The following is a 24,159-nucleotide window of genomic DNA, read 5'->3' as shown; positions in this document are numbered from 1 at the left end:
CATGGAGCTTCGCCATTTACGCTACTTCCTGACCGTCGCGGAGGAAGGCCAGTTCACGCGCGCGGCCGAGCGTCTGTCGATGCAGCAGCCGCCGTTGTCGCAACAGATTCGCGCGCTGGAAGACGAACTGGGTTTCGAACTGTTCGTGCGCCTGCCGAGAGGCGTGGTGCTGACCGCGGCGGGCAAAGCCTTCGCCGAAGATGCCGAGTCGATGCTGTTGTCGTTGCAGCAGGCAATCGGCAAGGCGAGCCGGATCGCGCGCGGCGAGTTGGGGACCATCTCGATCGGCCTCACTTCTTCAGCGGCGTTTCATCCGCTGACTACGGAGGTCATTCGCAGTTTTCGCAGCGCCTGTCCGGGCGTCGGTGTGGAACTCGCGGAACTGAATGCGGCCGAGATTATCGAGCGGCTCGCCAGCGGTCAGATTCAGGTGGCGTTTCTGCGCAAGCCCGTGGCGCTGCATGAAGGCGTCGCCTTCGAATTGCTCGCCGACGAACCGATGGTGGTCGTGTTGCCGGTGGGTCATCCGCTGCTTGCCAGGGCGGGCAAAAGCACGGGCAAGGGGGCCGCCAGAACCACGGCAAAAAAACGCACCGAGGTGTCGCTGAAGGCGCTCGCCAACGAAGACTTCATTCTCGTGCGCCGGCCCGGCGCGCCCGGCATGTATGCGGATATTCTCGCCGCCTGCAGTCAGGCCGGCTTCGAGCCGCGTATCGCGCGGGAGGTGCCGCGCATGCTCTCCGGTATCAATCTGGTGGCCGCGGGTTTGGGTATCACGCTGGTGCCCGCGTCGATGCAGCGCTACGACCAGGTGGGCACCGTGTACTGCACGCTGGCGAATCCGTCGAAACTCAGCGCGCCGCTGCACCTCGCGTATCCGACGGCATTGCATAACAGCGCGGCCGCGCGCTTCATCGAACTGGTGCAGGCCCGGATTCGGGACTGACGCGGCCGCTCGAGGGCCGACCTTCTCAATCGCTTTTCTCAATCGCTCAACCGCGCAGATTGCGCACGAAGGTTTCGAGCTGGCCTTGGAGCGCGGCAGCGGCATCGGCATCGGTGCCTGCCGTCATCTGGCGTTCGATCGCCTGGACGGCCTGCTCGCCTTCGCGCAACACCGTGCGTCCCTGCTCCGTCAATTCGAGCAGCACGATACGGCCGTGCATCGGGTCCGGTTCGCGACTGACCCAGCCGCGGCTCGCCATCGCGTTCATCACCTCGTTGGCCGATTGCGGCGTGATGAAAGAGCGCTCCGCGAGTTGCGCATTGGAGGCCTGGCCTCGCGTGTCGAGCACGGAAAGCGCGGTGAACTGCGCGAGCGTCAAGCCGAGCGGCGCGAGCGCCTCGCTCATCCGGCGCCGCAGAATGCGGTCGAGGCTGCCGATTACATACGTCAGCCGCAAAGCGGGACGACGGCTCTTCGGCACGGCTGCGGACTTGACAGGCGAATTCGGAGTCTTGCTCATGGGCGGCGTGGGATCGGTCCAGCCCGCATCTTAGCGTGCCCGCCCCGCGTTGCCGACGATAGGGGTTTGCACCAAGGGCGGCGAGTTCCGCTTTACATATCAGGCAGCCTGATATTAAATCGATGCATTGGGCCGCTGTCGCGGTCGACGCTCCCGGAGAATGAAGATGAGTTACGAAGGTCGCTGGACAACCGTCAAGGTGCAGATCGAGGATGGCATTGCGTGGGTGGCGTTCAACCGTCCCGAGAAACGCAATGCGATGAGCCCGACGTTGAACAAGGAGATGATCGACGTCCTCGAAACGCTGGAACTCGATGCGAACGCACAGGTTCTGGTGCTGACCGGCGAAGGCGACGCATGGACCGCCGGCATGGACCTGAAGGAGTATTTCCGCGAAGTCGACGCCGGCCCCGAAATCCTGCAGGAAAAGATTCGCCGCGACGCCTCGCGCTGGCAATGGCAGTTGCTGCGCATGTATGCGAAGCCGACCATCGCGATGGTCAACGGCTGGTGCTTCGGCGGCGGTTTCTCGCCGCTGGTGGCGTGCGATCTCGCGATCGCCGCCGACGAAGCCACCTTCGGTCTGTCGGAAATCAACTGGGGCATTCCGCCGGGCAACCTGGTCAGCAAGGCGATGGCCGATACCGTCGGGCATCGCCAGGCGCTCTACTACATCATGACGGGCGAAACCTTCACGGGCCCGCAGGCGGCGCAAATGGGCCTCGTCAACAAGAGCGTGCCGCGTGCGCAGTTGCGCGAAGAAACCCGCGCGCTGGCGGCCAAACTGCTGGAGAAGAATCCGGTGGTGCTGCGCGCGGCGAAGCACGGTTTCAAGCGCAGCCGCGAACTCACGTGGGATCAGAACGAAGACTACCTGTACGCGAAACTCGATCAGGCGCAGCACCGCGACCCCGAAGGCGGCCGCGAGCAGGGGCTGAAACAGTTCCTCGACGACAAGGCGATCAAGCCCGGCCTGCAGACCTACAAACGCTGAACGCAGACAGCGAGGAGACACGACACATGGACGACGTCACCCTGTTGATCGGCGGCGAAAGCCGCGGCGCCTCGGACCGCAAGACATTCGAGCGGATCAACCCCGCCAGCGGCAAGCCGGCCTCACGCGCCGCCGCGGCGACGCTGGAAGATGCCGACGCGGCCGTCGCCGCGGCAGCCGCCGCCTTCCCCGGCTGGTCCGCTCTGGGCCCGACCGAGCGCCGCAAGCGCCTGCTCGCCGCCGCCGACCTGATGGATGCGCGCACACCCGAGTTCATCGCGACCGGCGTCGCCGAAACCGGCGCCATGCCGAACTGGTACGGCTTCAACGTGATGCTCGCGGCCAACATGCTGCGCGAGGCCGCCGCCATGACCACGCAGATCGACGGCGCGGTGATTCCGTCCGACGTGCCCGGCAGCCTCGCGATGGCCGTGCGCCAACCGTGCGGCGTCGTGCTCGGCATGGCACCGTGGAATGCGCCGGTGATTCTCGGCACGCGCGCCATCGCGATGCCGCTCGCGTGCGGCAACACGGTCGTGCTCAAGGCGTCCGAAGGATGCCCGGGCGTGCACCGCCTGATCGGCAGCGTGTTGCAGGAAGCCGGTCTCGGCGACGGAGTCGTGAACGTCGTCACGCATTCGGCGCAGGATGCGCCGGCTATCGTCGAGCGGCTCATCGCGCATCCTGCCGTGCGGCGCGTCAACTTCACCGGTTCGACCCGCGTGGGCCGAATCGTCGCGCAACACGCCGCGCAGCATCTGAAGCCGGCGTTGCTCGAACTCGGCGGCAAGGCGCCCGTCATCGTGCTGGACGACGCCGATCTCGACGCGGCCGTGGACGGCATTGCGTTCGGCGCATTCTTCAATCAAGGGCAGATTTGCATGTCGACCGAGCGGCTGATCGTCGACCATAAAATCGCCGACGCGCTGATCGGCAAGCTTGCCGCCAAAGCCCGCACCCTGAAGGCCGGCGATCCGGCCGAAGCCGGTTCGATTCTCGGTGTGCTGGAAAGCGTCAAGGCCGCAGAACGCATCGCGGCGCTCGTCGAAGACGCCCGCGCGAAAGGCGCGATGCTGCCGGTCGGCTGCCGGGTCGAGGGCGCGGTGATGCAACCCACCATCGTCGACGGCGTGACGCGCGACATGAAGCTCTATGCCGAGGAATCGTTCGGCCCGGTGGTGACGGTTCAGCGCGTGGACGGCGACGAAGAAGCGATCCGCGTCGCCAACGACAGCGACTACGGCTTGTCCGCTGCCGTGTTCAGCCGCGACGTGGCGCGTGCGCTGCAAGTGGCCAGACGCATCGAATCGGGCATCTGTCACATCAACGGTCCGACCGTGCACGACGAAGCGCAGATGCCGTTCGGCGGCGTGAAGCAAAGCGGCTATGGACGCTTCGGCAGCAAGGCGTCGATTGCCGAGTTCACCGATCTGCGCTGGATTACCGTGCAGACCGGACCGCGGCACTATCCGATCTGACCGGACCGGATCCGATCCGGTCACCGCAGTCCGACGCTTCGCTCGAGAAACGATGAGGGACGCGCGCCGTTCGCCGGTTATCGGCACACGGCGCGCGGACACCTCGACAAGGAGACAGGCTTTGCACTCCGAGCCGACACAAGCAGTTATTCCGCACGCGAGCGGCAGTGAGACGCTGCGCTATCGCGCGACGACGATCGGCGTGTCGTCGTTGCATGCGCAACAACGCGACGGCGCCTGGTATCTGCGGGCCGCCGAGCCGCTCGGCGACTATCCCGAGCGGCTGACCGACCGTCTCGCCAGCGGCGCGCGCGAGCATCCCGACCGCTGGCTGGCGGCGCGACGCGATAGCGGCGAACAGTGGCGGGGGCTGAGCTACGCGCGAGCGCTGCACGACGCGCGCGCGATCGGCGCGGCTCTGCGCGCGCGTGGCCTTTCCGCCGAGCGACCCGTGGCGATTCTCTCGGGCAACGATCTGGAGCATTTGCAACTGGCGCTCGGCGCGATGTGGGCCGGCATCCCCTCGGCGGCGATTTCCCCGGCCTATTCGCTCGCGTCCGGCGACTTCGGCAAGCTGCGGCATACGTTCGAACTGCTGACGCCCGGGCTCGTCTTCGTCAGCGACTACGATGCGTTCGCCGCTGCCATCGAAGCAGTCGTGCCGCGCGACGTCGAGGTGGTGTCGGCGAAGATTCCAACTGAGTCCCGTTCATCGCAGCGCGTGGTCACGCCGTTCGATACCCTGCTTTCTCAAGAACCCGGCGACATCGACTCGGTGCACGCCGCTGTCCACCCCGACGCCATCGCCAAATTCCTGTTCACCTCCGGTTCGACCAAACTGCCCAAGGCCGTGCCGACCACGCATCGCATGCTGTGCAGCAACCAGCAAATGCTGCTCGAAACGTTTCCGGAATTCGCCAGCGAGCCGCCGGTGCTGGTGGACTGGCTGCCGTGGAACCATACGTTCGGCGGCAGTCATAACCTTGGCATTGCGCTTTACAACGGCGGCACGCTTTATATCGACGACGGCAAACCGGTCAACGGCAAGTTCGAAGAGACGCTGCGCAATCTGCGCGAGATCGCGCCGACCATCTACTTCAACGTGCCGAAGGGATGGGAAGAACTCGCTGTCGCGCTCGAACGGGACGCGCAATTGCGCGAGACATTCTTCTCGCGCGTGAAGCTGTATTTCTTCTCGGGCGCGGGGTTGTCGCAAGCGGCGTGGGACCGGTTGGAACGCGTGACCGAACAGCATTGCGGCGAGCGCATTCGCATCATGGCGGGGCTCGGCATGACCGAGACCTCGCCGTCGTGCATGTTCACGACCGGGCCGGTCATGCAGGCGGGTTACGTGGGACTGCCCGCGCATGGGGTCGACGTCAAGCTCGCGCCGGCCGGCGACAAGCTGGAGGTGCGCTATCGCGGCCCGCATGTGATGGCCGGCTACTGGCGCGCGCAATCCGCCGACCTGAATGCCGCCTTCGACGATGAAGGTTACTTCTGCAGCGGCGATGCGCTGCGCTTCGTCGACGCTTCGCGGCCTGAAATCGGGCTCCTGTTCGATGGCCGGATTGCAGAAGATTTCAAGCTGAGTTCGGGGACCTTCGTGAGCGTCGGGCCGATGCGCTCGCGCGTGATCTCCGCGGGCGCGCCCTACGTGCAGGATGTCGTCGTGACCGGCATGAATCGCGACGACGTCGGCCTGCTCGTCTTTCCGCGTCTCGACGAATGCCGCCGCCTTGCGCAACTGCCCGCTACCGCGAGCGTGCGCGAGGTGATCGACGCGCCCGCCGTGCGCGCGCATTTTTTCGCGCTGCTCGCGACGCTCAACCGCAATGCGAGCGGCAGCGCGACGACCATCGCGCGTCTGCGTCTGATGGAGCGCGCGCCATCGCTCGATCTCGGTGAGGTGACCGACAAAGGCTCGATCAATCAGCGCGCCGTGCTGACCCAGCGCGCTGCGCTGGTGGAGTCGCTGCACGAGCCTGGACGAGCCGATGCCGACGTGATTCTTGCCGCCGCTCGCACATAGAACCAACAGGAGTCATGGATGGACATCAGCAAGCTCGTCGCGATCGACACGCACGTTCACGCGGAGATTTCGTGTTGCCAGCCGCCGGATCTGTTCGGCAAGGAATTCGACGACGCGGCCGACAAATACTTCGGCACCGTGCTCAAGCGCGGCCGACGGCCGACCATACCGGAGACCATCGAGCATTACCGCGAGCGCAACATCGGCTTCGTCATGTTCACCGTCGATTGCGAAGCGAATCTCGGGCGTCGCCGTATCCCCAACGAAGAGATTGCCGAGTTCGCGCAGAACAACCCCGACATCATGGTTGCGTTTGCCAGCATCGACCCGCATAAAGGCAAGATGGGCGTGCGCGAAGCACGCAAGCTGGTCGAGGAGTACGGCGTGCGCGGCTTCAAGTTTCATCCGACCATGCAGGCGTTTTTTGCCAACGATCGGCTCGCGTACCCGCTCTACGAACTGATCGCCGAATACCGGCTGACGGCCGTGTTTCATAGCGGACATTCCGGCATGGGCTCCGGCATGCCCGGCGGAGGCGGATTACGCCTGAAGTACTCCGAGCCGATCTATCTCGACGATGTCGCCGCCGATTTCCCCGACATGAACATCGTGATCGCGCATCCCTCGTGGCCGTGGCAGGACCAGGCCTTGTCGATCGCGTTGCATAAGCCGAACGTGTATATCGACCTGTCTGGCTGGTCGCCGAAATATTTTTCGCCCGCGCTGATCCAGCATGCCAATACCGTGTTGAAACGCAAGATGCTGTTCGGTTCGGACTTCCCGCTCATTCAACCGGATCGCTGGCTTGAAGACTTCGGCCAGGCGGGTTTCAGAGATGAAGTCCGACCGCTGATCCTGAAACAGAACGCGGTCGGACTGCTGGGTTTAGACGCCGCTCAGTGACGCCTGATGGCATCGGCGTCGCCTGATAGCACGGCTTAGTACTCGACCAGCTTCCACTGCCCGTCTACCACTCGCAACAGCACACGTGCACGCTTGTCCACGCCGAAGTGATCGCTCGCGGTGAAGTTGAACACCCCGTGGCACGCGACGATTTCCTTCTCCGATTCCAGCGCATCGCGTAGCGCGGCGCGAAATTCCGGCGTGCCCGGCGCCGCCTGCTTCAATGCCGTGGGCACGATGCGCTGTAACACCAGCAGCGCGTCGTAGGCACTCGGCCCGAACTGCGTGCGGCTGTTCTTGCCGTAACGGCCTTCATACCACTCGACGTACCGCATGCCCGGGGCCTTACTCAATGCGCTCGCCGGCAATTGCTCCGGCACCAGCGCAGGGCCGGCCGGCAGAATCGCGCCTTCCATCGCCTTGCCCGCGACGCGAATCGTGTCGTAAGACGCGGCGCCGTGCGTCTGATAGATCTGTCCGCGATAGCCGCGCTCCTTGAGCGTGATTTGCGGCAGCGCTGCCGCCGTGCCGGCTCCCGCAACGAGCACCGCATCCGGGTTCGCGGAGACGATGCGCAGCACCTGTGCTGTCACGCTGGTATCCGCGCGCGCGTAGCGTTCCGTCGCGACGATCTGCGTGCTGCTGCCGGCCAGCGATTGCTGCAGATTCTTCAGCCAGTCTTCGCCGTAGGAATCGCTGAAGCCGATGAAGCCGATCCGCTTGTAGCCCTGTTTCTTCATATGCTCGGCGACGCTCTGCGCCATCAGCGAAACGGGTTGCGCGATACGGAAGGTCCAGTGATCGGTGCCCGCCGGCATCGAGATCGGCGAAAGAGAAATCTGCGCGACGTGCAGTTCGTTGGCGACGTTGGCGACGGCGAGCGAAGGTGGCGCCGAACTCGAACCGATGACGATATCCACGTTGTCGCTGGTAATCAGCTTGCGTGCGTTCTGGTTGGCCTGGGTCGGATCGGACGCGTCGTCGAGCAGCACGACATGCAACGCTTGCCCTGCGATTTCGTTCGGCCACATTGCCATGCTGTTGCGCTGTGGAATACCGAGTGACGAAGAGGGTCCGGTAGTCGATAAGGTCACGCCGACCGTCACGTCCGCCTGCGCCGATGTCGCACCGATTGCACTCATCGCGACGACACATGCCGCCGACAATGTCATTCCAATTATTCTCATGTTTGTCTCCTTTATTGTTTTAATGCCAATGTCAGTCACATCACACGGTAGACATGCAGCAGAACACGCGTCGGTTCACGCGTGCCGCTGCAGACAAAGAGGCTCTGCGTGAGCCACGCATAGTCGGGATGCGCGGTTTCGAACTTCGGCGCGGTGCGGAAGTACATCGGCGCGCCGCTCAGGCTGCCGTCGATGGCGCCGCTCGTGGCGGCGCCATCGTCCTGCGGCACCAGCGCGCGTCGCAGACCGTTGTTCTCGACATAGATGCGCGCGCCGTCCGCGGTTTCGATCATGTAGCGCGCGGACAACTCGACCAGACCGTCCGGCCGCACGATCTGGCTATCGGCGCCGCCGTCGAGAATCGTGCCGTTGATTCGCGGACCGCTGAGCGTGCCGGAGACGATCGGAATCAGCCGGCGATTGCCGAGCGAATGCGCGCCGGTTTCGGCCGGCGGTCCCACTTGCACGTCGAGCGTGCCGATGAATTCGAGGCCGATGCCCGAGGCGGGCGTCGAGGTGTCGGACATTCAGAAACTCCTTTGCAGCAGGGCTTGCGGTGAGGGGCGGTCCGGATGGAACACGGCCCAGCGCTAGTGTATAAGTCCTGAAGCGCCGCCGATGTCCACCGAAAAGACGACGCGCCATGCTGCATGAAGCGGCAACTGGAGACGCGTATGCAGATTGCCGATGTGTCGGGCGAGTTCAACGAGCCGAGCCGTTTTGGCGCTACGCTGGCGCAGACGGTGGCGGGTGTCGTCGATACGATTGCGGAAGCGGATTTTCCGCGGGCCGCGCTAATGTCACTGGATGCGTTGATCGGCGTTGGATCGTGGTCGGTGTACCAGCGTTTTGCGGATGCGCCGCCGCGTTTGTATCTGTCGGCGAGCAACGGCATTCCCGATACCACGCGCGACTGCTTCAGCATTTATCACGCGGGGCTTTATCGGCGCGATGCGACTTTCGACTCGCTCGCAGGCGCTGCGGATCTGGCGGCGGATCTGGCGGCGGATCTGGCTGCGAATCCGGCGGCGGAGCGGACGCTGGTGACGCGAGTGCGTGCGAGCGAGATTGGACCGCGTGAGCATCGCGAACGTATTTATGAATCGCACGGGATGGTGGACCGGATGTCGGTGCTGTCGTGCGATACGCGTGGTGGATTGCTCGCGGTGAATCTGTATCGGCATGAGCATCAAGGGTGCTATTCGAATGCGGATTGCCGGGCGTTTCGGCAGATTGCTGCGCCGGTGCTGGCTGCGGTTCGGCGGCATGTGAAGTTGACGGTGGCAGTGACTCGAGTGGCGCCGGTCGTCGATGACGACCGGTTCGGTGGATGGCTCTCGCGGCATTGTCCTGCTTTGTCGGAACGCGAGAGAGAGGTGTGCGTCCGGTTGCTGCAAGGGCTGAGCTATGACGGGATTGCCAGCGATCTCGGGTTGAGCGTGTCGACGGTGAAAACGTATCGGCTACGGGCCTTCGAAAGAATGGGGATTCACTTCCGGAGTGAGTTGTTTTCGGCGTATGTGGGGGCGTTTGCTTAAGGGTGTGGCGCGGGGCGCGAAGTTTGCTATAATTCGGCTCCCCGCCGGAGAGATGGATGAGCGGTTTAAGTCGCACGCCTGGAAAGCGTGTATAGGTTAATAACCTATCCGGGGTTCGAATCCCCGTCTCTCCGCCAGAAAAATTGAATGATAAGCCGTTGAATCTGAATAGATTCAACGGCTTTTTGTTTTGGCCGGGGCTTTAACCAGGCCCCGCCCGCCGCCCCTCACGGATGCCGGATATAGTCCACCAACGCCCGCGTATACGCATCCGGCTTCCTGTCCACCAGACTCACCCCAATCGCCACCAGAAACCCCGCCGGCACGCCAAACACCCCTGAGCTAATCGGCTCTATCCCAAACCATCTCGCCCCCGCGAACCCCGTCATCTGGGTAAAGAACGGATAAGTGGACACGATGTAATAGATGCACACCACCAACCCCGCCACCATTCCGGCGACCGCCCCACGCCGCGTCGTACGCTTCCAGAACACGCCCAGCACCAGCACCGGAAACAGACTCGACGCCGCCAGCGAAAACGCCGCGCCCACCAGAAACAGAATATTCCCCGTATTCAACGACGCCACATACGACGCAAACAGCGCGACACCCAGCAACAGAATCTTCGAAATGGTCACCCGTCGCTGACTCGACGCGCCCGGATCGACCATGTGATAGTAGACGTCGTGCGACAACGCATTGGCAATCGTCAACAACAGCCCATCCGCCGTGGAAAGCGCCGCCGCCAGCGCCCCCGCCGCGATCAGCCCCGACATCACGTATGGCAGCCCCGCAATCTCCGGCGCGGCGAGCACGACCATGTCCGGCCGCATCTGAATCTCGCTCCAGCGCACGATGCCGTCGCCATTCGTATCGGCCAGGCTGATCAGACTCGGCTCGACCTTGCGCCATTGCGTGAGCCACTGCGGCAAATCTGCAAACTGATGACCGACCAGATTGGTCAGCATCTCGTACTTGATCAACACCGCCAGCACCGGCACCGTCAGATAAAACAACGCGACGAAGAACAAGGTCCAGCCGACCGAGCGACGCGCCGACGCCACCGACGTCGTCGTGTTATAGCGCGTCAGGATATGCGGCAAACTCGCCGTCCCCAACGACAGACACAGCAGCAGCGAAATGAAGTTACGTTCGTGAATCCGCCGCGCTTCATCGTTCGCTGCGGGAAACGGCTCGTGCATCGGCACCGGCGCGGCGGCTCGCATCAACATCTCGTCACGACGCTGGGTCCAGACTATCTGCGCAGCGGCCGCGTCGCGCGGAAACTGTTCGAGCGCCCGCTCGCGTTCGTTGATGTCGCGCAGCGGTCCGTTATGGCGACGCAAGTCGGCGACCTCGCGCGTCAGCCGCGATTTCTCGTCGACGAACGACTGCGGCAACGTGTCCAGCCGCGTCTGCATCGCCGCGGCGCGATGCAGGTAATCGTCGCGCACGGTCTGTTCGAGCGGCGCGTCGCGCACCTGCTTCTCCAGCACTTCCACACGCGCCATCAAACGGCCGTAATCGAATTGCGGCACCCACCCGAGACCGTCCTTGTGCGCGATCATCGAGACGGGTACCAGAAACGCGACGATCAGAATGATGTACTGCGCAACCTGCGTCCACGTTACCGCGCGCATCCCACCGAGAAACGAACACACGAGAATGCCGGCAAGCCCGCAGAAAATCCCGATGGCGAAATCCACGCCGATAAAGCGCGTCGCAATCAGGCCGACGCCCTGAATCTGCGCGACGAGATAGACGAACGAACACAGAATCGCCGAGAGCGCAGCCAGCCCGCGCACTGCGTTGCTGGAAAAGCGCGTGCCGAGAAAATCGGGAATGGTATAGCGCGCCAGCTTGCGCACGTACGGCGCGAGCAGAAACGCCACGAGACAATAGCCGCCGGTCCAACCCATCAGGTATGCGAGACCGTCGTATCCGGTCGTATAGATCGACCCGGCAAGGCCGATGAAGGACGCCGCCGACAACCAGTCGGCCGCGGTCGCCATGCCGTTGAATGCGGACGGCACGCGCCGCCCCGCCACGTAGTATTCGACGAGATCCGACGTGCGCGAGAGCAAGCCGATCACCGCATACACCGCAATGGGCACGAACAGGAACACATAGCCGATCCACACACCGGGACCGGTGGTGCGCTCGATGCGCCACATCACGTAGATGAAAAGCAGAAAGCCGAGCGTATAGAGCGTGTAGGAACGGATAAGCCGATGAGTGAGTTTCATCGGCTCAGCGTCCGCTCACAACGGTGGCGGCAGGCTCGGCGGCTTCTCTGGTCCTCTGCAGTGCATCGGCTTCGAACGCGCGTTGCAGACGTCGATCCGCCCACTGCATCAGCACGATATAAACGACGATCAGCCCGACATACAGCAGAATCGCCCCTTGCGCGCCCATATAGAACGGCAGACGGAACCCGCCGAGGCGCACTTGCGCCAACGCGGGCGCCGCCAGCGGCAAGACGAACGACACGACGAAGCCGACGGTCATCAACGCGGCGATCGTTGCGAGGTTGAAGCGCCAGTACTTGCGATGCGCGCGCGCCAGCGCCGCCGAGACCGCAGGCGGTTCGGGCGCGGGGTTGAGCGTTGCGTGAGAAGTGGGATGCGGCGCGGCCATGCGCCTATGTATCAAAAACGCACCGGCGAAGCAATCGGGATTGTCCGCGCCGGTCGGCGGGTGGGCGGGTGCGCGGGCTCGGCAACTGGCCGAACCCGCGCACGCCAGGCTTAGAGCGATTCGCCGAGCTGATCGAGAATCGCCGGGTTCTCCAGCGTGGAGACGTCCTGCGTAATCTCTTCGCCCTTCGCAAGCGAGCGCAACAGCCGGCGCATGATCTTGCCCGAGCGCGTCTTCGGCAGGTTCTCGCCGAAGCGGATGTCCTTCGGCTTGGCGATGGGACCAATCTCCTTTGCGACCCAGTTGCGCAATTCGTTGGCGAGCTTGACCGCTTCGTCGCCTTCCGGTCTGGCGCGCTTGAGCACGACGAACGCGCAGACCGCCTCGCCCGTGGTCGCATCGGGCCGCCCGACGACGGCCGCTTCGGCCACGAGCGGATTCGACACCAGCGCCGATTCGATCTCCATGGTGCCGAGACGGTGACCGGACACGTTCAGCACGTCGTCGATGCGACCCATGATCGTGAAGTACGCGGTCTCCTTGTCGCGCACCGCGCCGTCGCCGGCGAGATACAGCTTGCCGCCCAGTTCTTCGGGGAAGTAGCTTTTCTTGTAGCGCTCCGGATCGCCCCACACGTTGCGCAGCATCGACGGCCACGGACGCTTCACCACCAGAATGCCGCCCTGCCCGTTCGGCACGTCCTGGCCGGTTTCGTCGACGACCGCGGCCATGATGCCCGGCAGCGGCAGCGTGCACGAACCCGGCACCAGCGGCGTCGCTCCGGGCAGCGGCGTAATCATGTGGCCGCCGGTTTCGGTTTGCCACCAGGTGTCGACGATCGGGCAACGGCCGCCGCCGACATTCTCGTGGTACCACATCCACGCTTCCGGATTGATCGGCTCGCCCACCGTGCCGATGATGCGCAGCGACGACAGGTCATAGCTCTTCGGATGCACTTTCTGGTCGGCGTCGGCGGCTTTGATCAGCGAACGGATGGCCGTGGGCGCGGTGTAGAACAGCGAGACTTTATGCTTGCCGATCATGTCCCAGAAACGCCCGGCGTTCGGGTAAGTCGGCACGCCTTCGAACACGACCTGCGTGCCGCCGAGCGTCAATGGACCGTAGGTGATGTAGCTGTGGCCGGTAATCCAGCCGATGTCCGCGGTACACCAGAACACGTCGGTTGGCTTCCAGTCGAAGGTCCACTTCATGGTCTGCGCGGCCCACAGCAGATAGCCGCCGGTACTGTGCTGCACGCCCTTGGGCTTACCCGTCGAACCCGATGTGTACAGAATGAACAGCGGATGCTCGGCACCGACCCACTCGGGCGCGCACTCGTCCGGTTCGGCCTGCGTGAGTTCGTGCATCCACAGATCGCGGCCTTCGTGCCAGGCGACCTTGCCGCCGGTACGCCGGTAAACGATCACGCTCTTCACCGCATCGCAACCGCCCATCGCGAGCGCTTCGTCGGCGATGTTCTTGAGCGGGAGCGCCTTGCCGCCGCGCATCTGTTCGTCGGAGGTCACGAGCGCAACCGCGCCGACGTCGACGAGGCGTTCGTTCAGCGACTTCGACGAAAAGCCGCCGAACACCACCGAGTGCGTGGCGCCGATACGCGCGCAAGCCTGCATGGCGACGATGCCTTCGATCGACATCGGCATATAGATGACGACGCGGTCGCCCTTCTTCACGCCGCGCGTCTTGAGCGCATTCGCGAAGCGGGATACACGCTGCAGCAGATCCCGATAGGTGACGGGGGTGACCGTGCCGTCGTCGGCTTCGAACGCAATGGCGACTCGCTCGCCATGGCCCGCTTCGACGTGACGGTCGATGCTGTTGTACGACGCGTTGAGTTCGCCGTCTTCGAACCATGTGTAGAACGGGGCTTTCGATTCGTCGAGCACCTTCGTGAAGGGCTTGTGCCAGCTGAGCGTTTCGCGGGCGAGGCGCCCCCAGAAACCTTCGTAATCGCGCTCCGCCTCGGCGGCTAGTGCCCGGTACGCGTCCATGCCGGAGATCGTGGCACCTTCCGTTGCAGCAGCGGAGGGCGGGAAAACACGGCGTTCCTGAAGAACCGATTCAATCGCAGACATCGACAACCCCTTGGTGAAGATGAAACGTAAAACCTGTGGCGTCGCGCCGATGGCGCGACTTGTCGTAGGGCGCCTGACAAGGCGGCGGGTGTCTCCAACCCTCGATGAGACGATCGTCGCAGAACAGTGCAGTGCACCATGCGCCGAACCGCTCACCGACTGTCGCCACCATAAAACCGGCAACTTACCCGCGACTTACGGGAAGCGGGTCCGGCCCACTTCGATCCTGAATGTTAGCCGATGCGCCCACGCGATGCGTCGCCGCATGCATGCGGCGCACGACCAAGCTTCGCTCATTCTGCCGCGCACCCAGGGTTAGGCCTGGGTCGCATGCGCGGACAACAAAACTTATATCCGGTTACGACAACGGGCAGACGCACCGATGGTTTGATCGAACCTGGCGGTGAGCCCATTCTGGCGCGCACCGCTCTTCCAAGATATCTGAGAGGTGCTATGTCGATCCAACCTGTACCCACCGCCGGTTTCACGACTCTTTCAGCAACGTCAGCGGGACCCGAACCGGCATCGCCGCACCGCGCCGCGCCTTTGGCTAGAAGCGATGCGCAAGGTTTGCTGCGGCAATACTCGTCTGCTCGTCCGGCTTCGGCAGCACCGGGCAAACCATCCATCGCAAAGGCACCATCGGCCGCGCAATCCGCTGCGGCGCTGCTCGACAAATACGACGGCGGCGCACACTCGCGCAACGAAGCCGCGGACCGCAGCAATACGCTTCTCACGCTGCAAAGCGCGAGCCTGTCGATGACAGGTCTGCCGCCGGCCGAAACCGAAATGAATCTCGACGAACTGCAATTCGGAGGTGCCCTCGCGCAAATGAGCGACGACAAACGCGCGGCCTTCACGCAGCGCGCCGACGCATTGCGTCACGCGCCACCCGACGAGTATGCCGGGAAGCTCTCGGCATTGATGAACGACGTCGACGCGGAACTGCGCAACGTGGAAGCGGATCCGGTACAACGCATGAACGCGATATTCAACGCGCCTGTCGGCATTTCGGTACTCGGCAAGGACGCCGATAAACCAATGGCCGCGTTGCGCGCGGAGCAGACGAAAATGAACGCGCCGGGCACGTCGCCTGCACGTCGCGAAGCTGCGTTTGCCAACGCCGTGAAGATCAAGACGCAGATCCAGACACAGATCGCGCGCAAAACCGAAGACCTCTACGCGACCCAGCAGAAGCAGTGGTCGGAGTCCAAGGCCCGCGTGACCCATCTTCTCGACGAAGCGGACAAGTACAACGCGGACAGCATTGCTTTGCCTCGCAATTCGGACGATCCCGAGTGGGACACGAAAACGCGTAAGCCTGCTTATGCGAAGACCTTTCCGTATCAATCGGTACTGGAGAAGCTGCTCTCGGCCGACGGCTACTCGCGGCAGGAGCGCGGCAGTTCCGTCGCGCGCACGTTGCCGGCCGAGGATCGCGTGCGCGATCTGCTGACCTTTCAGCAGGAGATGTCGAACCCGAACTCGGAGATTCACAAACGCGTCGACCAGCTCGAAAAGCAGGCGCTGCAAACGATGGCTCATCCGGGTGAGGATCTCGATGAGGTTTACCCGACGAAGACGATCGGCAACACCGCCGCCCATCCGCCGGCCTACGACCGGAACTATATCCAGAACCTCGCGTCGGGCTACCAGTCCACGCTCAAGGACATCGACGACAACAATCGCTGGATGCTCAGGGAACACGTGCCCGGGCTCTTCGACAAGGTGTTGTACGGCATGGGCCGCTACACCGCGAAGCTCTCGCCGATCCCCGGGATGGACTGGTTTGCGAACCAGCTACTCGACGCGGAATTTCCCGACCATGGCGGCCTCAGCGACGCCGAGGTGAAGTCCATCGACATGAGCGCGATGATTTCCGGGTTGCTGATGGGTCGCTGGGGCTTCGAGGACGACGGCTTCATCAAGCCGCCGATGGGTGAGACGGGTGCGCCGCCGCCCCCTATCGAAGGACACGATGGCGGCTCGCCCACCCCGCCGTCGCGGCCCGATCCCGCGCCGGCCGGAACGACGTTGCCACCTGGGGGCGATCAGCATGGCGCTCCGTCACCGGGAACCGCCGCCAACGGCGGCGCAACTGCGGCCAAAGGCTTCACCGCTTCCGGTCTGCCCGCGTCGTACGCACTGCCGCACACGCCGGCTTCTTACGGAGCGTCGAGCAGTCCGGGGGTGCAGGTCGATCACGCGAACGGCCAGACCTTCATTCTGGCCGACAACCGCGCGTTCGCCGTGCAGTACGACCGATTCAACGCGACCTGGCGTGTGATCGATCCTGACAATCCGGTACGGCCGGGGTATCCCGTGCGATACGACGCGCAAAACGCGCGCTGGGAGGTCCATCAGGAGGTCGGGCTGGCTGGGGGCTACACTCGTGTCACGCCCGAATTAAAGGCAAAGATCGAAGGTTTGCTGCGAGACGGATGGTCAACTCCGGCTATCAACAGGAAGTTTTACGTGACCGCCAGCACCATTTATAAAATCAGAAAAAGCATGGATTTACCGATCGGCCCGATGGAGCGTCCGCTTCACAATCAGAACTTCAAGAACGAACTGATTGCCCGGTTAGCGAACGGCGCCTCAGAGGAGCAGCTTGCGCAGGACCTGCACGTTGAACCCGAAACCGTGGAGTGGATCATCGGCGAACATTGCCAGCAGGAATTGGCGCGTCACTTGCTCAAACAGACTTCGGCACGCGGAGAAAGCCCGGTTCTGCCTGCCTCCCCGCCTCCCGTACCAGACCCTGGATCGCCGCAACCCGGCACCTCGACCGGCGGCGCGACCTATCCAAAGCCAGTACAGCAGGTTGGCGACCCAGGCTTGCCCCCCGCGCAAGATCCGCTGACCCAGCAAGTCATGGCCAGGGTCGCCAATTACGTCCCGACGGAGACAATCGCACACGATCTCAACCTCACACCGAGCGCGGTGGAAAAGATCATTGACCGCTACATGACCTACGAGATCGCCAGATTTCACCAGGAGTTTCTGGCGCAGCAGGCAGTGGAGCCTCCTGCCGCGCCCGGCACGCCGCCCATCGCCCCCGACGTCAGGCAGAGCGTGATCGATCAGTTGAATGCGGGGCTCACATCCGCTCAGATCGCGGCTAGTCACCATCTGTCGGTCTTCCAGGTCGATCAGATCCGTGACCAGTATCTGCAGGAATCGCTGAGTCAGTTCGACATGGAATTGCTGGAAGAGTAGTCATCCGTACTGGCGAGGCATCGGCGACGGCCGATGCCTCGCTGATCGGACTACAACCGCGTATAGACCGGATCCTGTCCGGACGGCTATCGTCATTGTCGTGACTCCTGTGATCGACCGGCGCCGCACAGGGGAAACGCACGCGGCACCAGGCGCGTGCATTGCAACATTGCGCATGCCATCCAAGGTGGCATTTGTTAATCGCCGGGGTGGCCCGCAATGTATTTATTCTTCGCTATATATAAGTATCCCGAATCGTTTTGGCGGGCCTCTACTATTGTCGTCAGGAGCCAATCCCCTACCTCGGCAATCCGGCTCCGGCGATTCACACAAGCCGAACTTTTATCAGGAATAACGACATGCAATCGGTTTTGAACACGGCAATCCAAAGCTACCAGGCGCAGCAGAGGACCAACTTCAATGCATCGGTAGCGACTTCGGCACTGTCCATGTTTGCGGGTGGCAATACATTCAATCCGCAACGTTCGATGGGGCAAATCTCCGACATGCTGGGCGGCTTTTCGAAGGCGGCGTTTTCGACAATCAGCCAACATTCGCAGGATGGACAGAGCCGCACCGTCGCCACGACCATCTCCGCCATCACCAATCGGAGCTGCGCGCCCGCCCCGCGCCCGGACAGCCGCGATTGCAGGGGCGGCGACCGTACGCCGCCGCGTAACGACTGCGGCTGCGACGGACGCGACGGCCGCGACACGCGCACGAGCGGCTCGCAATGGAGCAGCACCGAGGTCAGCAACAACAAGGCCAGCATCGACCTCGGCGACTACAAGCTCAACTTCAACAAAGCCGATTCGTCGATGACCGTCACGAACAAGCAATCCGGCGATACGACGAAAATCTGGGGCGATCCGCATATCGACCAGCATGCCGGTTCGGGCAACAAAGCATCGGCCATGTTCAACGGTTCGATGACGTTCAAGCTGCCGGACGACACGAAGATCACGGTCGGCACGCAAGCGGCGAAGAACAACCCGAAGGTCTCGTACGCGGACGACGTGACGATTACGCGCGGCAATCAGGCCTACGTGGTCAAGGGACTGAGCGAGAAGGACAGCGCGGGCCTCACCGTGCAGAAGAGCCGCGACGGCCGGCAACTCGATGCGAGCACGCCGGACGGTTACACGGTCGTTGCCGCGCGCGACGGCAAAGGCTGGATCGACCCGACCACCGGCAAGCAGCCGACGCAAAGCGACTTCAACCGCGCCACGGCGTAATGGCGTAAGGGCTTGAGCCTGTAACCACCAAGCCGGGCCCGCAGCGATCTCGCCGGGCCCGGCGTCAGTCCGTTCCGCGCAAACCGATCAGACAGTCGCGGGCACGCCGATCGGCCTCTTCCTGACGGATCGTTTCGCGCCGCCAGTTCGCGAGCGCGAGCGCGGCGTCCTCGCGCGCGCGTGCATGGGCGCGCTCGGCGTCGTCCAGTTGGTCTTGCAGATCGGGCAAACGCGCGTCGTGCCGACGCAGCGTCGCTTGCCACTGACCTCTCGTACGTGCGTCGGAGCGGCACGCCGCCACCACGCGCAGCCGCGCTTCGGCGTGCTGTTCCAGTGCGTCGATGTGCGTGGCGACCGCGCCGGCCGCTTGCCGTTCGGCACGTCGCGCCTGCGCCATTTCACGCAGCCGCCGCTGCACCCTCAAGCGCCGCACGCGCGCAAGCAGCCTCCAGAACGTCGCGAGCCGCAGCAAATCTGGCGTCATGGCCGACCACCGGCACCACCGCCGCCCTCGCATAATGCGCGCAACTGCCGCTGCATCTCGTCCCACTCGCAACGCTCATCGTGGGGCTGACGCAGAAACCGTTCGATGGCCGCATGCCGTTCGATCGCGTGATCCGTCTGCGCGTCGTGCCCTTGCTGGTATTCGCCGATCTGCAACAGCAACTCGACGTCCTCGTAGCGCGCGAGCCAGTCGCGCACCCGGTTGGCCTGCGTGCGATGGGCACTCGCCGCAACCCGCGTCATCAACCGGCTTCGGCTGCGCAGCATATCGATAGCCGGATAATGCCCGGCCGCGCCCAGTTTCGCCGACAACTGAATATGGCCATCGAGCAGCGAGCGTGCTTCTTCGGCGACGGGATCGGACAGATCGGCTTCGTCCGCGAGCACCGTGTAGAACGCGGTAATGCTCCCTTGCGCTGTCACGCCCGCCGACTCGATCAGTCGGGGCAACTGCGCGAACACGCTCGGCGGAAATCCGCCGCGTAACGGCGGCTCGCCGACCGCCAGACCCAATTCGCGCAACGCGCGGGCATAACGGGTCAGCGAGTCGAATAGCAACAGCACATGACGTCCGCTCGCTCGCAGCCCCACCGCGACCTGTGCCGCGAGTTCGGCGGCCTTGATGCGCTCCGCCGCCGGCCGGTCCGAGGTCGCCGCCACCACGACGGTCGACGCGCGCCGTCGTTCGAGATGATCGTGGATGAACTCGGCCACTTCGCGCCCCCGTTCGCCGATCAGCGCGACGACGATCGCATCCGTCGCGGCACCGTTCGCGATCATGCCCATGATGGTGCTTTTGCCGCCGCCGGCCGGCGCGAAGATCCCCGTGCGCTGGCCGACGCCGCAAGTCAACAGACCGTCGATCGCGCGAACGCCGGTGGCGAACGGGGTCGTAATCACGGGGCGTTCCAGCGGGTTGAGCGTGACGTTCGTCGCGGCCTCTTTCAGCATGGGCTGGGGCGCCGCGCCGCCGTCGAGCGGCTGACCGAGACCATCGACCACGCGACCCAGCAGGTCCAGCGCATCGAATTGCCCCCACGCCGCGCCGCAGCCTTGCACTTCCGTGATATCCGACAGACCGTTCAGCCCGCCGAGCGGCATCACGAGCGCGCCGTCGTGCGCGAAGCCAACCACTTCGCCGTACTGCGCTTCGAGCGTATCCGGACGCACGAGCCGCACCTTCTCGCCGATCCGCAACGACACGCCGACCACGCGCGCAATCACGCCGCGTGCTTCGACTACGCGGCCTTGCAATGTAGGCGTGGAGATAAAAACCGGCGCCGCCAGGTTTGCCGGTCGCGGTGAGTTCGCGTTCATTGCGCCCCCAGCGTGGCGATGGATTCGATTCGGTAGACATCGAGCGGAATCTCCTCGATGGCCAGCACCTCGATGCGCTGCCCGAAGTCCTGCAATAGCCGCGCGAGATGCGGACGCAACACCGCATTCGTGACGATCAGCGAAATACCGCCGAGCTCCGCCGCGAACACCTGTTGCGCGCGCTCCATGTCTTCCACGGACAGCACGCATTGCGGCTCGCCGTCCGTGCCGCTTCGAATCTGCGCTTCGAGATCGGCTTCCCACGCCGGCTCGAGCACGGCCGCGACGAGCGTCCACGATTCGAGGTCGGCATGCACCCGCGCGATCTGCGGTCCCAACTCGATACGCGCCTGCCGCACCATCCGGTCGACCGTGCGCTCGCCTGCCGGGACCCGCACGACGGCTTCGAGGATCGCCCGCAGATTGCGGATCGGCACGCGCTGCTGCAACAGTTGCCGCAACACGCTCGCGAGTTGCACGGTAGTAGCCGCCTGCCCGGTTTGCGCGACCAGTTCGCGGAACTCGATGGCCAGTTGATCGAGCAGAAAGCGCGTCTCCTGCGTTCCCAGAAAATCTGCCGCCGAGCGTTCGCAGACTTCGGCGAGATGCTCGCAAAGCGCTTCGTCGACGCTCGCTTTGTGCAACGCCGGATCGTCGAGCGACGCCGCCGTGGCATTGGGCACCCACACCGCTTTCGGCGCACGCGGCCGGTAACCCTCGACGCCTTCGAACGCCACCTGCGTCTCGGCACCGCTCACCAGCATATGCGCGGCGACGAGCGTGCCGCTCGCGAACGGCACGTCCTCGATGTCGACGACATAGCGTTCGGGTGCAAGGCGCGGATCGCGCAACAGCGCGAGTCCCGGAAACGGCACGCCCAGTTCGACCATCAGTTTGCGGCGCAACTGACCCAGTTGCCGGTTCAGCGCTTCGGGCCGCAATGCGTCGAACGCCGCGAGCCCCAGGCGCAGGCGCAGCGCCGCGCTCGTGCCCAGTTCGACGTCGTCGAGAATGCGCGGCACGTAGTTGCCGCCGTCGCGTGTCATGCCCGGCATCAACGCGCGCTGCGAGTTGGTCGCGAGCGCCGCGTTGCGCATCAGCGTGACGGCGAGCGCGAGCAGCACGCCACCCGCCACCAGGAACTGCACGTGAGGAAACCCGGGAATCGCCGCCAGCGACGAACACGCGACCCCGGCCATGCCGAGCGCCTTCGGATGCGCCGCCAGTTGCCGGTAGATGTCGCTGCCCAGATGCGCGTCGCGGCCATCCTGCCCGGCCGCCGTGTCGCCGCCGCTGACCCGCGTGACCAGCAGACCGGCCGCTACCGAGACGATCAACGACGGAATCTGCGCGACCAGACCATCGCCGACGGTCAGGATGGTGTACGTATGCAGCGCGTCGGCGAACGACATGCCGCGTTGCGCGATGCCCACCGCCAGGCCGCCGACGATATTCACCAGTGCGACCACGAGCCCCGCCACCGCGTCGCCCTTGACGAACTTCATCGCGCCGTCGAGCGAGCCGTAAAAATAGGTTTCGCGTTCGAGCGACGCGCGCAAACGGCTCGCCGCCGCCGCTGTAATCACGCCGCCGCGCAGGTCGGCGTCGATACTCATCTGCCGGCCCGGAATACCGTCGAGCGTGAAGCGCGCCGCCACTTCGGCGACCCGGTCCGCGCCTTTGGCCACCACGATGAACTGGATCGCCGCCAGCACCACGAACACGACGAGCCCGACCGCCACGTTGCCGCCCACCACGAGTTCGCCGAACGCGCCGATGATCTGGCCGGCATGCGCATGCAGCAGGATCATCTTGGTCGAAGCGATAGCGAGTGCGAGACGCAGCAAGGTCGTGACCAGCAGCAGCGACGGAAAGCTGCCGAGGTCGGCGGCCTTCGACACGTACAGCGTCGCGCTCAGCATCGTCAGGCTCGCGGCGAAGCTTAGACAGATGAACAGGTCGAGCACAAAAGGCGGCACCGGCACGATCAGCAGCGCGAGCACCGACAGCATGCCGACGCCGACCGCGAGATCGGCGTGACGCGCAAGGAACGCCGACAGATCGTAGCGGCTCAGAATGGAACGATTCGACATCTTATTGACCTAGCTCCCGATGAAGCGAGCGCCGACGGCTTTTGACATAGGGGTCGCCTTCGTCGTCGCGGTATTCGCGTTTGATTTCGCTCTTGTCCATGCGCAGGCCGCGCAGCCACAAGAAGCGCTGGATGAGATAGTCGGCGACACCCGGCACCACCTGCGAGGCGACCGTCCACGCCAGCAGATGCGAATGCGAGATCGCGGTGTAGCCGAGATGGACCGGCAGGGAAAACGTCCACGAGGTGTCGAGTTGCCGCAACCAGACCGTCAACGCCTGCACGAACAGAAACAGCAGCACCGCGAACTGCATCAGCGTGAGCGCGATGTCCCACACCAGCCGCAAGCTGAACAACTGCTTCAGGCCGTTGATCGGGTTCACGCGCTTGAGGTCCGGCATCACGCGTTTCATCGCCAGCAGGCCGCGCGTTTGCATCGCTTCGGGCAGCACCGCTGCGAGCGCGCCCACGCCGAGCGCGCTCAACACGGGCAGCAGGAATACGGTCAATGCCTCGCCCGTCGACGCGAGCCGGTCGCGGAACGCGAGCGCGCCGTCGAGCGTCGTCACCCGCACGATCAACTGGCTGCCGAGCGCGAACAGATGCGGCGCCTCGATGAACAGATACAGCCACCAGCACAGCCCGCTGAACGCCACCGTCAGATGTGTGCTCTTGGTAATCTCGCCGTCGTCGCGCGCACGGCGAATGCGTTTGGGGGTTGGCGCTTCGCTCTTGTTGCTCATCGCAGATGAATGACGTGGTCGAACACGATATGCAACTGCCTGAAGAGCGGCGGCACGCTCAGCACCGCGCCGAACGTCAGGATCGCCGCCTTCACGGTGCGCGCGGTCGCGAACGGGTTGAGCTTTTTCGCATGCCGCGACATCAGCCCGAACGCGATGTCGACGAGCAGCATCAGCCCGAGCAGCGGCGCCGCGACCCGCACGCCTTCGTTCAGCGAGTCGGCCAGATCGCGTTGCGCGAGACGGCGGAACACCTCGACCAGATCGCCGCGCAAATGCCCCGGCGGCCACAGCACCCACGCATCCGCGAAGAAGCCGAACAGCAGCGGCAAGCCAGGACCGGTGAACAGCGCCAACGCCGCGAATTGCAGGAACATGGTTTCGTACAGTGCCGCTTCCTCCTGGAAATGCGGGTCGTACATTGCGGCGCTGTTGTAGCCGCCTTGCAGATCGAGCATCGCGCCCGCCGCCGCGGCCGCATGAAAGATCGTGCCGAGCAGAATGCCGAGCACGGCGCCAGTGGCGAGTTCGACCAGCATCGCCGGGAGCAGATTGGGCGGCCAGCCCATCTGCCCCGGCAACATGGCGAGCGCGAGCATGAGCGGCACGCGCAACGCGATGCCGAGCGACCCGCTTTGCCCGAACGGCAGCATGAACAACGCGATGGCCGGCCGGATCGTGCAGAAGGTCAGGCCTTCGAGGTAGTCGAGGTGATCCATCT

The 24,159-nt window shown here is 64.1% G+C and carries 19 protein-coding genes and 1 tRNA gene; 9 read left to right on the top strand and 11 right to left on the bottom strand.

Translation table 11 applies throughout. The annotated features are described in order from the left end of the window. Nucleotide 1 precedes the first annotated feature (1 nt). Nucleotides 2–946 carry a LysR family transcriptional regulator gene (locus FQ746_RS17270; RefSeq protein WP_144110590.1) on the top strand — a complete coding sequence of 315 codons (945 nt, stop codon included), beginning with the start codon at nucleotides 2–4 and terminating at the stop codon, nucleotides 944–946. 46 nt (nucleotides 947–992) lie between these two features. On the opposite strand, the gene FQ746_RS17265 is transcribed toward FQ746_RS17270, so the two are convergent. After that, on the bottom strand, nucleotides 993–1,466 hold the full coding sequence (locus FQ746_RS17265) for a MarR family winged helix-turn-helix transcriptional regulator (RefSeq protein ID WP_144110589.1): 474 nt from the start codon (nucleotides 1,464–1,466) through the stop codon (nucleotides 993–995). Between the two features lie 166 nt (nucleotides 1,467–1,632). On the opposite strand from FQ746_RS17265, the gene FQ746_RS17260 reads away from it, so the two are divergent. The 4 genes from FQ746_RS17260 to FQ746_RS17245 all read left to right on the top strand — a co-directional run bounded on the left by FQ746_RS17260 (nucleotide 1,633) and on the right by FQ746_RS17245 (nucleotide 6,873). After that, the gene (locus FQ746_RS17260) at nucleotides 1,633–2,460 is read left to right on the top strand and encodes a p-hydroxycinnamoyl CoA hydratase/lyase (protein WP_144110588.1); all 828 of its coding nucleotides are present in this window, start codon (nucleotides 1,633–1,635) and stop codon (nucleotides 2,458–2,460) included. A gap of 26 nt (nucleotides 2,461–2,486) precedes the next feature. Then, nucleotides 2,487–3,938: an aldehyde dehydrogenase gene (locus FQ746_RS17255; protein WP_144110587.1), complete on the top strand. Its 1,452-nt coding sequence runs from the start codon at nucleotides 2,487–2,489 to the stop codon at nucleotides 3,936–3,938. Nucleotides 3,939–4,059: 121 nt separating this feature from the next. Then, nucleotides 4,060–5,970 (top strand): feruloyl-CoA synthase, encoded by a 1,911-nt coding sequence (locus tag FQ746_RS17250; RefSeq protein WP_409932406.1) that lies wholly within the window; start codon nucleotides 4,060–4,062, stop codon nucleotides 5,968–5,970. Nucleotides 5,971–5,988: 18 nt separating this feature from the next. Continuing rightward, nucleotides 5,989–6,873 carry an amidohydrolase family protein gene (locus FQ746_RS17245; RefSeq protein ID WP_144110585.1) on the top strand — a complete coding sequence of 295 codons (885 nt, stop codon included), beginning with the start codon at nucleotides 5,989–5,991 and terminating at the stop codon, nucleotides 6,871–6,873. A gap of 35 nt (nucleotides 6,874–6,908) precedes the next feature. Here FQ746_RS17245 and FQ746_RS17240 read toward each other — a convergent pair whose 3' ends face one another. Both FQ746_RS17240 and FQ746_RS17235 read right to left on the bottom strand, forming a co-directional pair. Further along, nucleotides 6,909–8,060 (bottom strand): ABC transporter substrate-binding protein, encoded by a 1,152-nt coding sequence (locus FQ746_RS17240; RefSeq protein WP_260854087.1) that lies wholly within the window; start codon nucleotides 8,058–8,060, stop codon nucleotides 6,909–6,911. Nucleotides 8,061–8,095: 35 nt separating this feature from the next. Further along, the gene (locus FQ746_RS17235) at nucleotides 8,096–8,587 is read right to left on the bottom strand and encodes a DUF3237 domain-containing protein (protein WP_144110584.1); all 492 of its coding nucleotides are present in this window, start codon (nucleotides 8,585–8,587) and stop codon (nucleotides 8,096–8,098) included. A 147-nt stretch (nucleotides 8,588–8,734) separates the two neighbouring features. On the opposite strand from FQ746_RS17235, the gene FQ746_RS17230 reads away from it, so the two are divergent. Both FQ746_RS17230 and FQ746_RS17225 read left to right on the top strand, forming a co-directional pair. Beyond that, nucleotides 8,735–9,598: a helix-turn-helix transcriptional regulator gene (locus FQ746_RS17230; protein ID WP_186310763.1), complete on the top strand. Its 864-nt coding sequence runs from the start codon at nucleotides 8,735–8,737 to the stop codon at nucleotides 9,596–9,598. Nucleotides 9,599–9,644: 46 nt separating this feature from the next. After that, nucleotides 9,645–9,735 (top strand) — tRNA-Ser (locus FQ746_RS17225). A 90-nt stretch (nucleotides 9,736–9,825) separates the two neighbouring features. On the opposite strand, the gene FQ746_RS17220 is transcribed toward FQ746_RS17225, so the two are convergent. The 3 genes from FQ746_RS17220 to acs form a co-directional block, all read right to left on the bottom strand. Further along, a complete protein-coding gene (locus tag FQ746_RS17220; protein ID WP_144110582.1) occupies nucleotides 9,826–11,844 on the bottom strand; it encodes a sodium:solute symporter family protein in 2,019 nt (672 codons plus the stop codon). A 4-nt stretch (nucleotides 11,845–11,848) separates the two neighbouring features. After that, on the bottom strand, nucleotides 11,849–12,235 hold the full coding sequence (locus tag FQ746_RS17215) for a DUF4212 domain-containing protein (protein ID WP_144110581.1): 387 nt from the start codon (nucleotides 12,233–12,235) through the stop codon (nucleotides 11,849–11,851). Between the two features lie 110 nt (nucleotides 12,236–12,345). After that, entirely contained in the window at nucleotides 12,346–14,328 is a 1,983-nt protein-coding gene (gene acs, locus FQ746_RS17210; RefSeq protein ID WP_144110580.1) for an acetate--CoA ligase, read from the bottom strand. Nucleotides 14,329–14,715: 387 nt separating this feature from the next. Between acs and FQ746_RS17205 the strand changes: the two genes are divergently transcribed. Both FQ746_RS17205 and FQ746_RS17200 read left to right on the top strand, forming a co-directional pair. Further along, nucleotides 14,716–17,547: a hypothetical protein gene (locus tag FQ746_RS17205; RefSeq protein WP_144110579.1), complete on the top strand. Its 2,832-nt coding sequence runs from the start codon at nucleotides 14,716–14,718 to the stop codon at nucleotides 17,545–17,547. A 359-nt stretch (nucleotides 17,548–17,906) separates the two neighbouring features. After that, complete coding sequence (locus FQ746_RS17200; RefSeq protein ID WP_144110578.1) at nucleotides 17,907–18,782, top strand: DUF1521 domain-containing protein; 876 nt, start codon at nucleotides 17,907–17,909, stop codon at nucleotides 18,780–18,782. A gap of 64 nt (nucleotides 18,783–18,846) precedes the next feature. On the opposite strand, the gene FQ746_RS17195 is transcribed toward FQ746_RS17200, so the two are convergent. Genes FQ746_RS17195 through FQ746_RS17175 form a run of 5 tightly spaced genes read right to left on the bottom strand, consistent with a single transcriptional unit; the run spans nucleotide 18,847 to nucleotide 24,157 of the window. Then, nucleotides 18,847–19,266 (bottom strand): hypothetical protein, encoded by a 420-nt coding sequence (locus FQ746_RS17195; protein WP_144110577.1) that lies wholly within the window; start codon nucleotides 19,264–19,266, stop codon nucleotides 18,847–18,849. Continuing rightward, nucleotides 19,263–20,603: a FliI/YscN family ATPase gene (locus tag FQ746_RS17190; protein ID WP_144110576.1), complete on the bottom strand. Its 1,341-nt coding sequence runs from the start codon at nucleotides 20,601–20,603 to the stop codon at nucleotides 19,263–19,265. Before FQ746_RS17190 ends, FQ746_RS17195 begins: the two co-directional genes overlap by 4 nt. After that, nucleotides 20,600–22,696 carry a flagellar biosynthesis protein FlhA gene (locus FQ746_RS17185; RefSeq protein WP_144110575.1) on the bottom strand — a complete coding sequence of 699 codons (2,097 nt, stop codon included), beginning with the start codon at nucleotides 22,694–22,696 and terminating at the stop codon, nucleotides 20,600–20,602. The genes FQ746_RS17190 and FQ746_RS17185 overlap by 4 nt, the downstream gene beginning before the upstream one ends. Nucleotide 22,697: 1 nt before the next feature. After that, nucleotides 22,698–23,438 carry an EscU/YscU/HrcU family type III secretion system export apparatus switch protein gene (locus FQ746_RS17180; protein WP_144110574.1) on the bottom strand — a complete coding sequence of 247 codons (741 nt, stop codon included), beginning with the start codon at nucleotides 23,436–23,438 and terminating at the stop codon, nucleotides 22,698–22,700. After that, a complete protein-coding gene (locus FQ746_RS17175; RefSeq protein WP_144110573.1) occupies nucleotides 23,435–24,157 on the bottom strand; it encodes an EscT/YscT/HrcT family type III secretion system export apparatus protein in 723 nt (240 codons plus the stop codon). The genes FQ746_RS17180 and FQ746_RS17175 overlap by 4 nt, the downstream gene beginning before the upstream one ends. Nucleotides 24,158–24,159 lie beyond the last annotated feature (2 nt).

Source organism: Paraburkholderia sp. BCC1886 (assembly GCF_900996245.1).
Taxonomy (GTDB): domain Bacteria; phylum Pseudomonadota; class Gammaproteobacteria; order Burkholderiales; family Burkholderiaceae; genus Paraburkholderia.
This window is presented reverse-complemented; position numbering and strand designations above follow the sequence as displayed.

Coding starts and splice junctions, on each gene's coding strand:
- FQ746_RS17270 (WP_144110590.1), top strand. CDS start 2: ATGGAGCTTCGCCATTTACGCTACTTCCTGACCGTCGCGGAGGAAGGC.
- FQ746_RS17265 (WP_144110589.1), bottom strand. CDS start 1,466: ATGAGCAAGACTCCGAATTCGCCTGTCAAGTCCGCAGCCGTGCCGAAG.
- FQ746_RS17260 (WP_144110588.1), top strand. CDS start 1,633: ATGAGTTACGAAGGTCGCTGGACAACCGTCAAGGTGCAGATCGAGGAT.
- FQ746_RS17255 (WP_144110587.1), top strand. CDS start 2,487: ATGGACGACGTCACCCTGTTGATCGGCGGCGAAAGCCGCGGCGCCTCG.
- FQ746_RS17245 (WP_144110585.1), top strand. CDS start 5,989: ATGGACATCAGCAAGCTCGTCGCGATCGACACGCACGTTCACGCGGAG.
- FQ746_RS17240 (WP_260854087.1), bottom strand. CDS start 8,060: ATGAGAATAATTGGAATGACATTGTCGGCGGCATGTGTCGTCGCGATG.
- FQ746_RS17235 (WP_144110584.1), bottom strand. CDS start 8,587: ATGTCCGACACCTCGACGCCCGCCTCGGGCATCGGCCTCGAATTCATC.
- FQ746_RS17230 (WP_186310763.1), top strand. CDS start 8,735: ATGCAGATTGCCGATGTGTCGGGCGAGTTCAACGAGCCGAGCCGTTTT.
- FQ746_RS17220 (WP_144110582.1), bottom strand. CDS start 11,844: ATGAAACTCACTCATCGGCTTATCCGTTCCTACACGCTCTATACGCTC.
- FQ746_RS17215 (WP_144110581.1), bottom strand. CDS start 12,235: ATGGCCGCGCCGCATCCCACTTCTCACGCAACGCTCAACCCCGCGCCC.
- acs (WP_144110580.1), bottom strand. CDS start 14,328: ATGTCTGCGATTGAATCGGTTCTTCAGGAACGCCGTGTTTTCCCGCCC.
- FQ746_RS17200 (WP_144110578.1), top strand. CDS start 17,907: ATGCAATCGGTTTTGAACACGGCAATCCAAAGCTACCAGGCGCAGCAG.
- FQ746_RS17195 (WP_144110577.1), bottom strand. CDS start 19,266: ATGACGCCAGATTTGCTGCGGCTCGCGACGTTCTGGAGGCTGCTTGCG.
- FQ746_RS17190 (WP_144110576.1), bottom strand. CDS start 20,603: ATGAACGCGAACTCACCGCGACCGGCAAACCTGGCGGCGCCGGTTTTT.
- FQ746_RS17185 (WP_144110575.1), bottom strand. CDS start 22,696: ATGTCGAATCGTTCCATTCTGAGCCGCTACGATCTGTCGGCGTTCCTT.
- FQ746_RS17180 (WP_144110574.1), bottom strand. CDS start 23,438: ATGAGCAACAAGAGCGAAGCGCCAACCCCCAAACGCATTCGCCGTGCG.
- FQ746_RS17175 (WP_144110573.1), bottom strand. CDS start 24,157: ATGGATCACCTCGACTACCTCGAAGGCCTGACCTTCTGCACGATCCGG.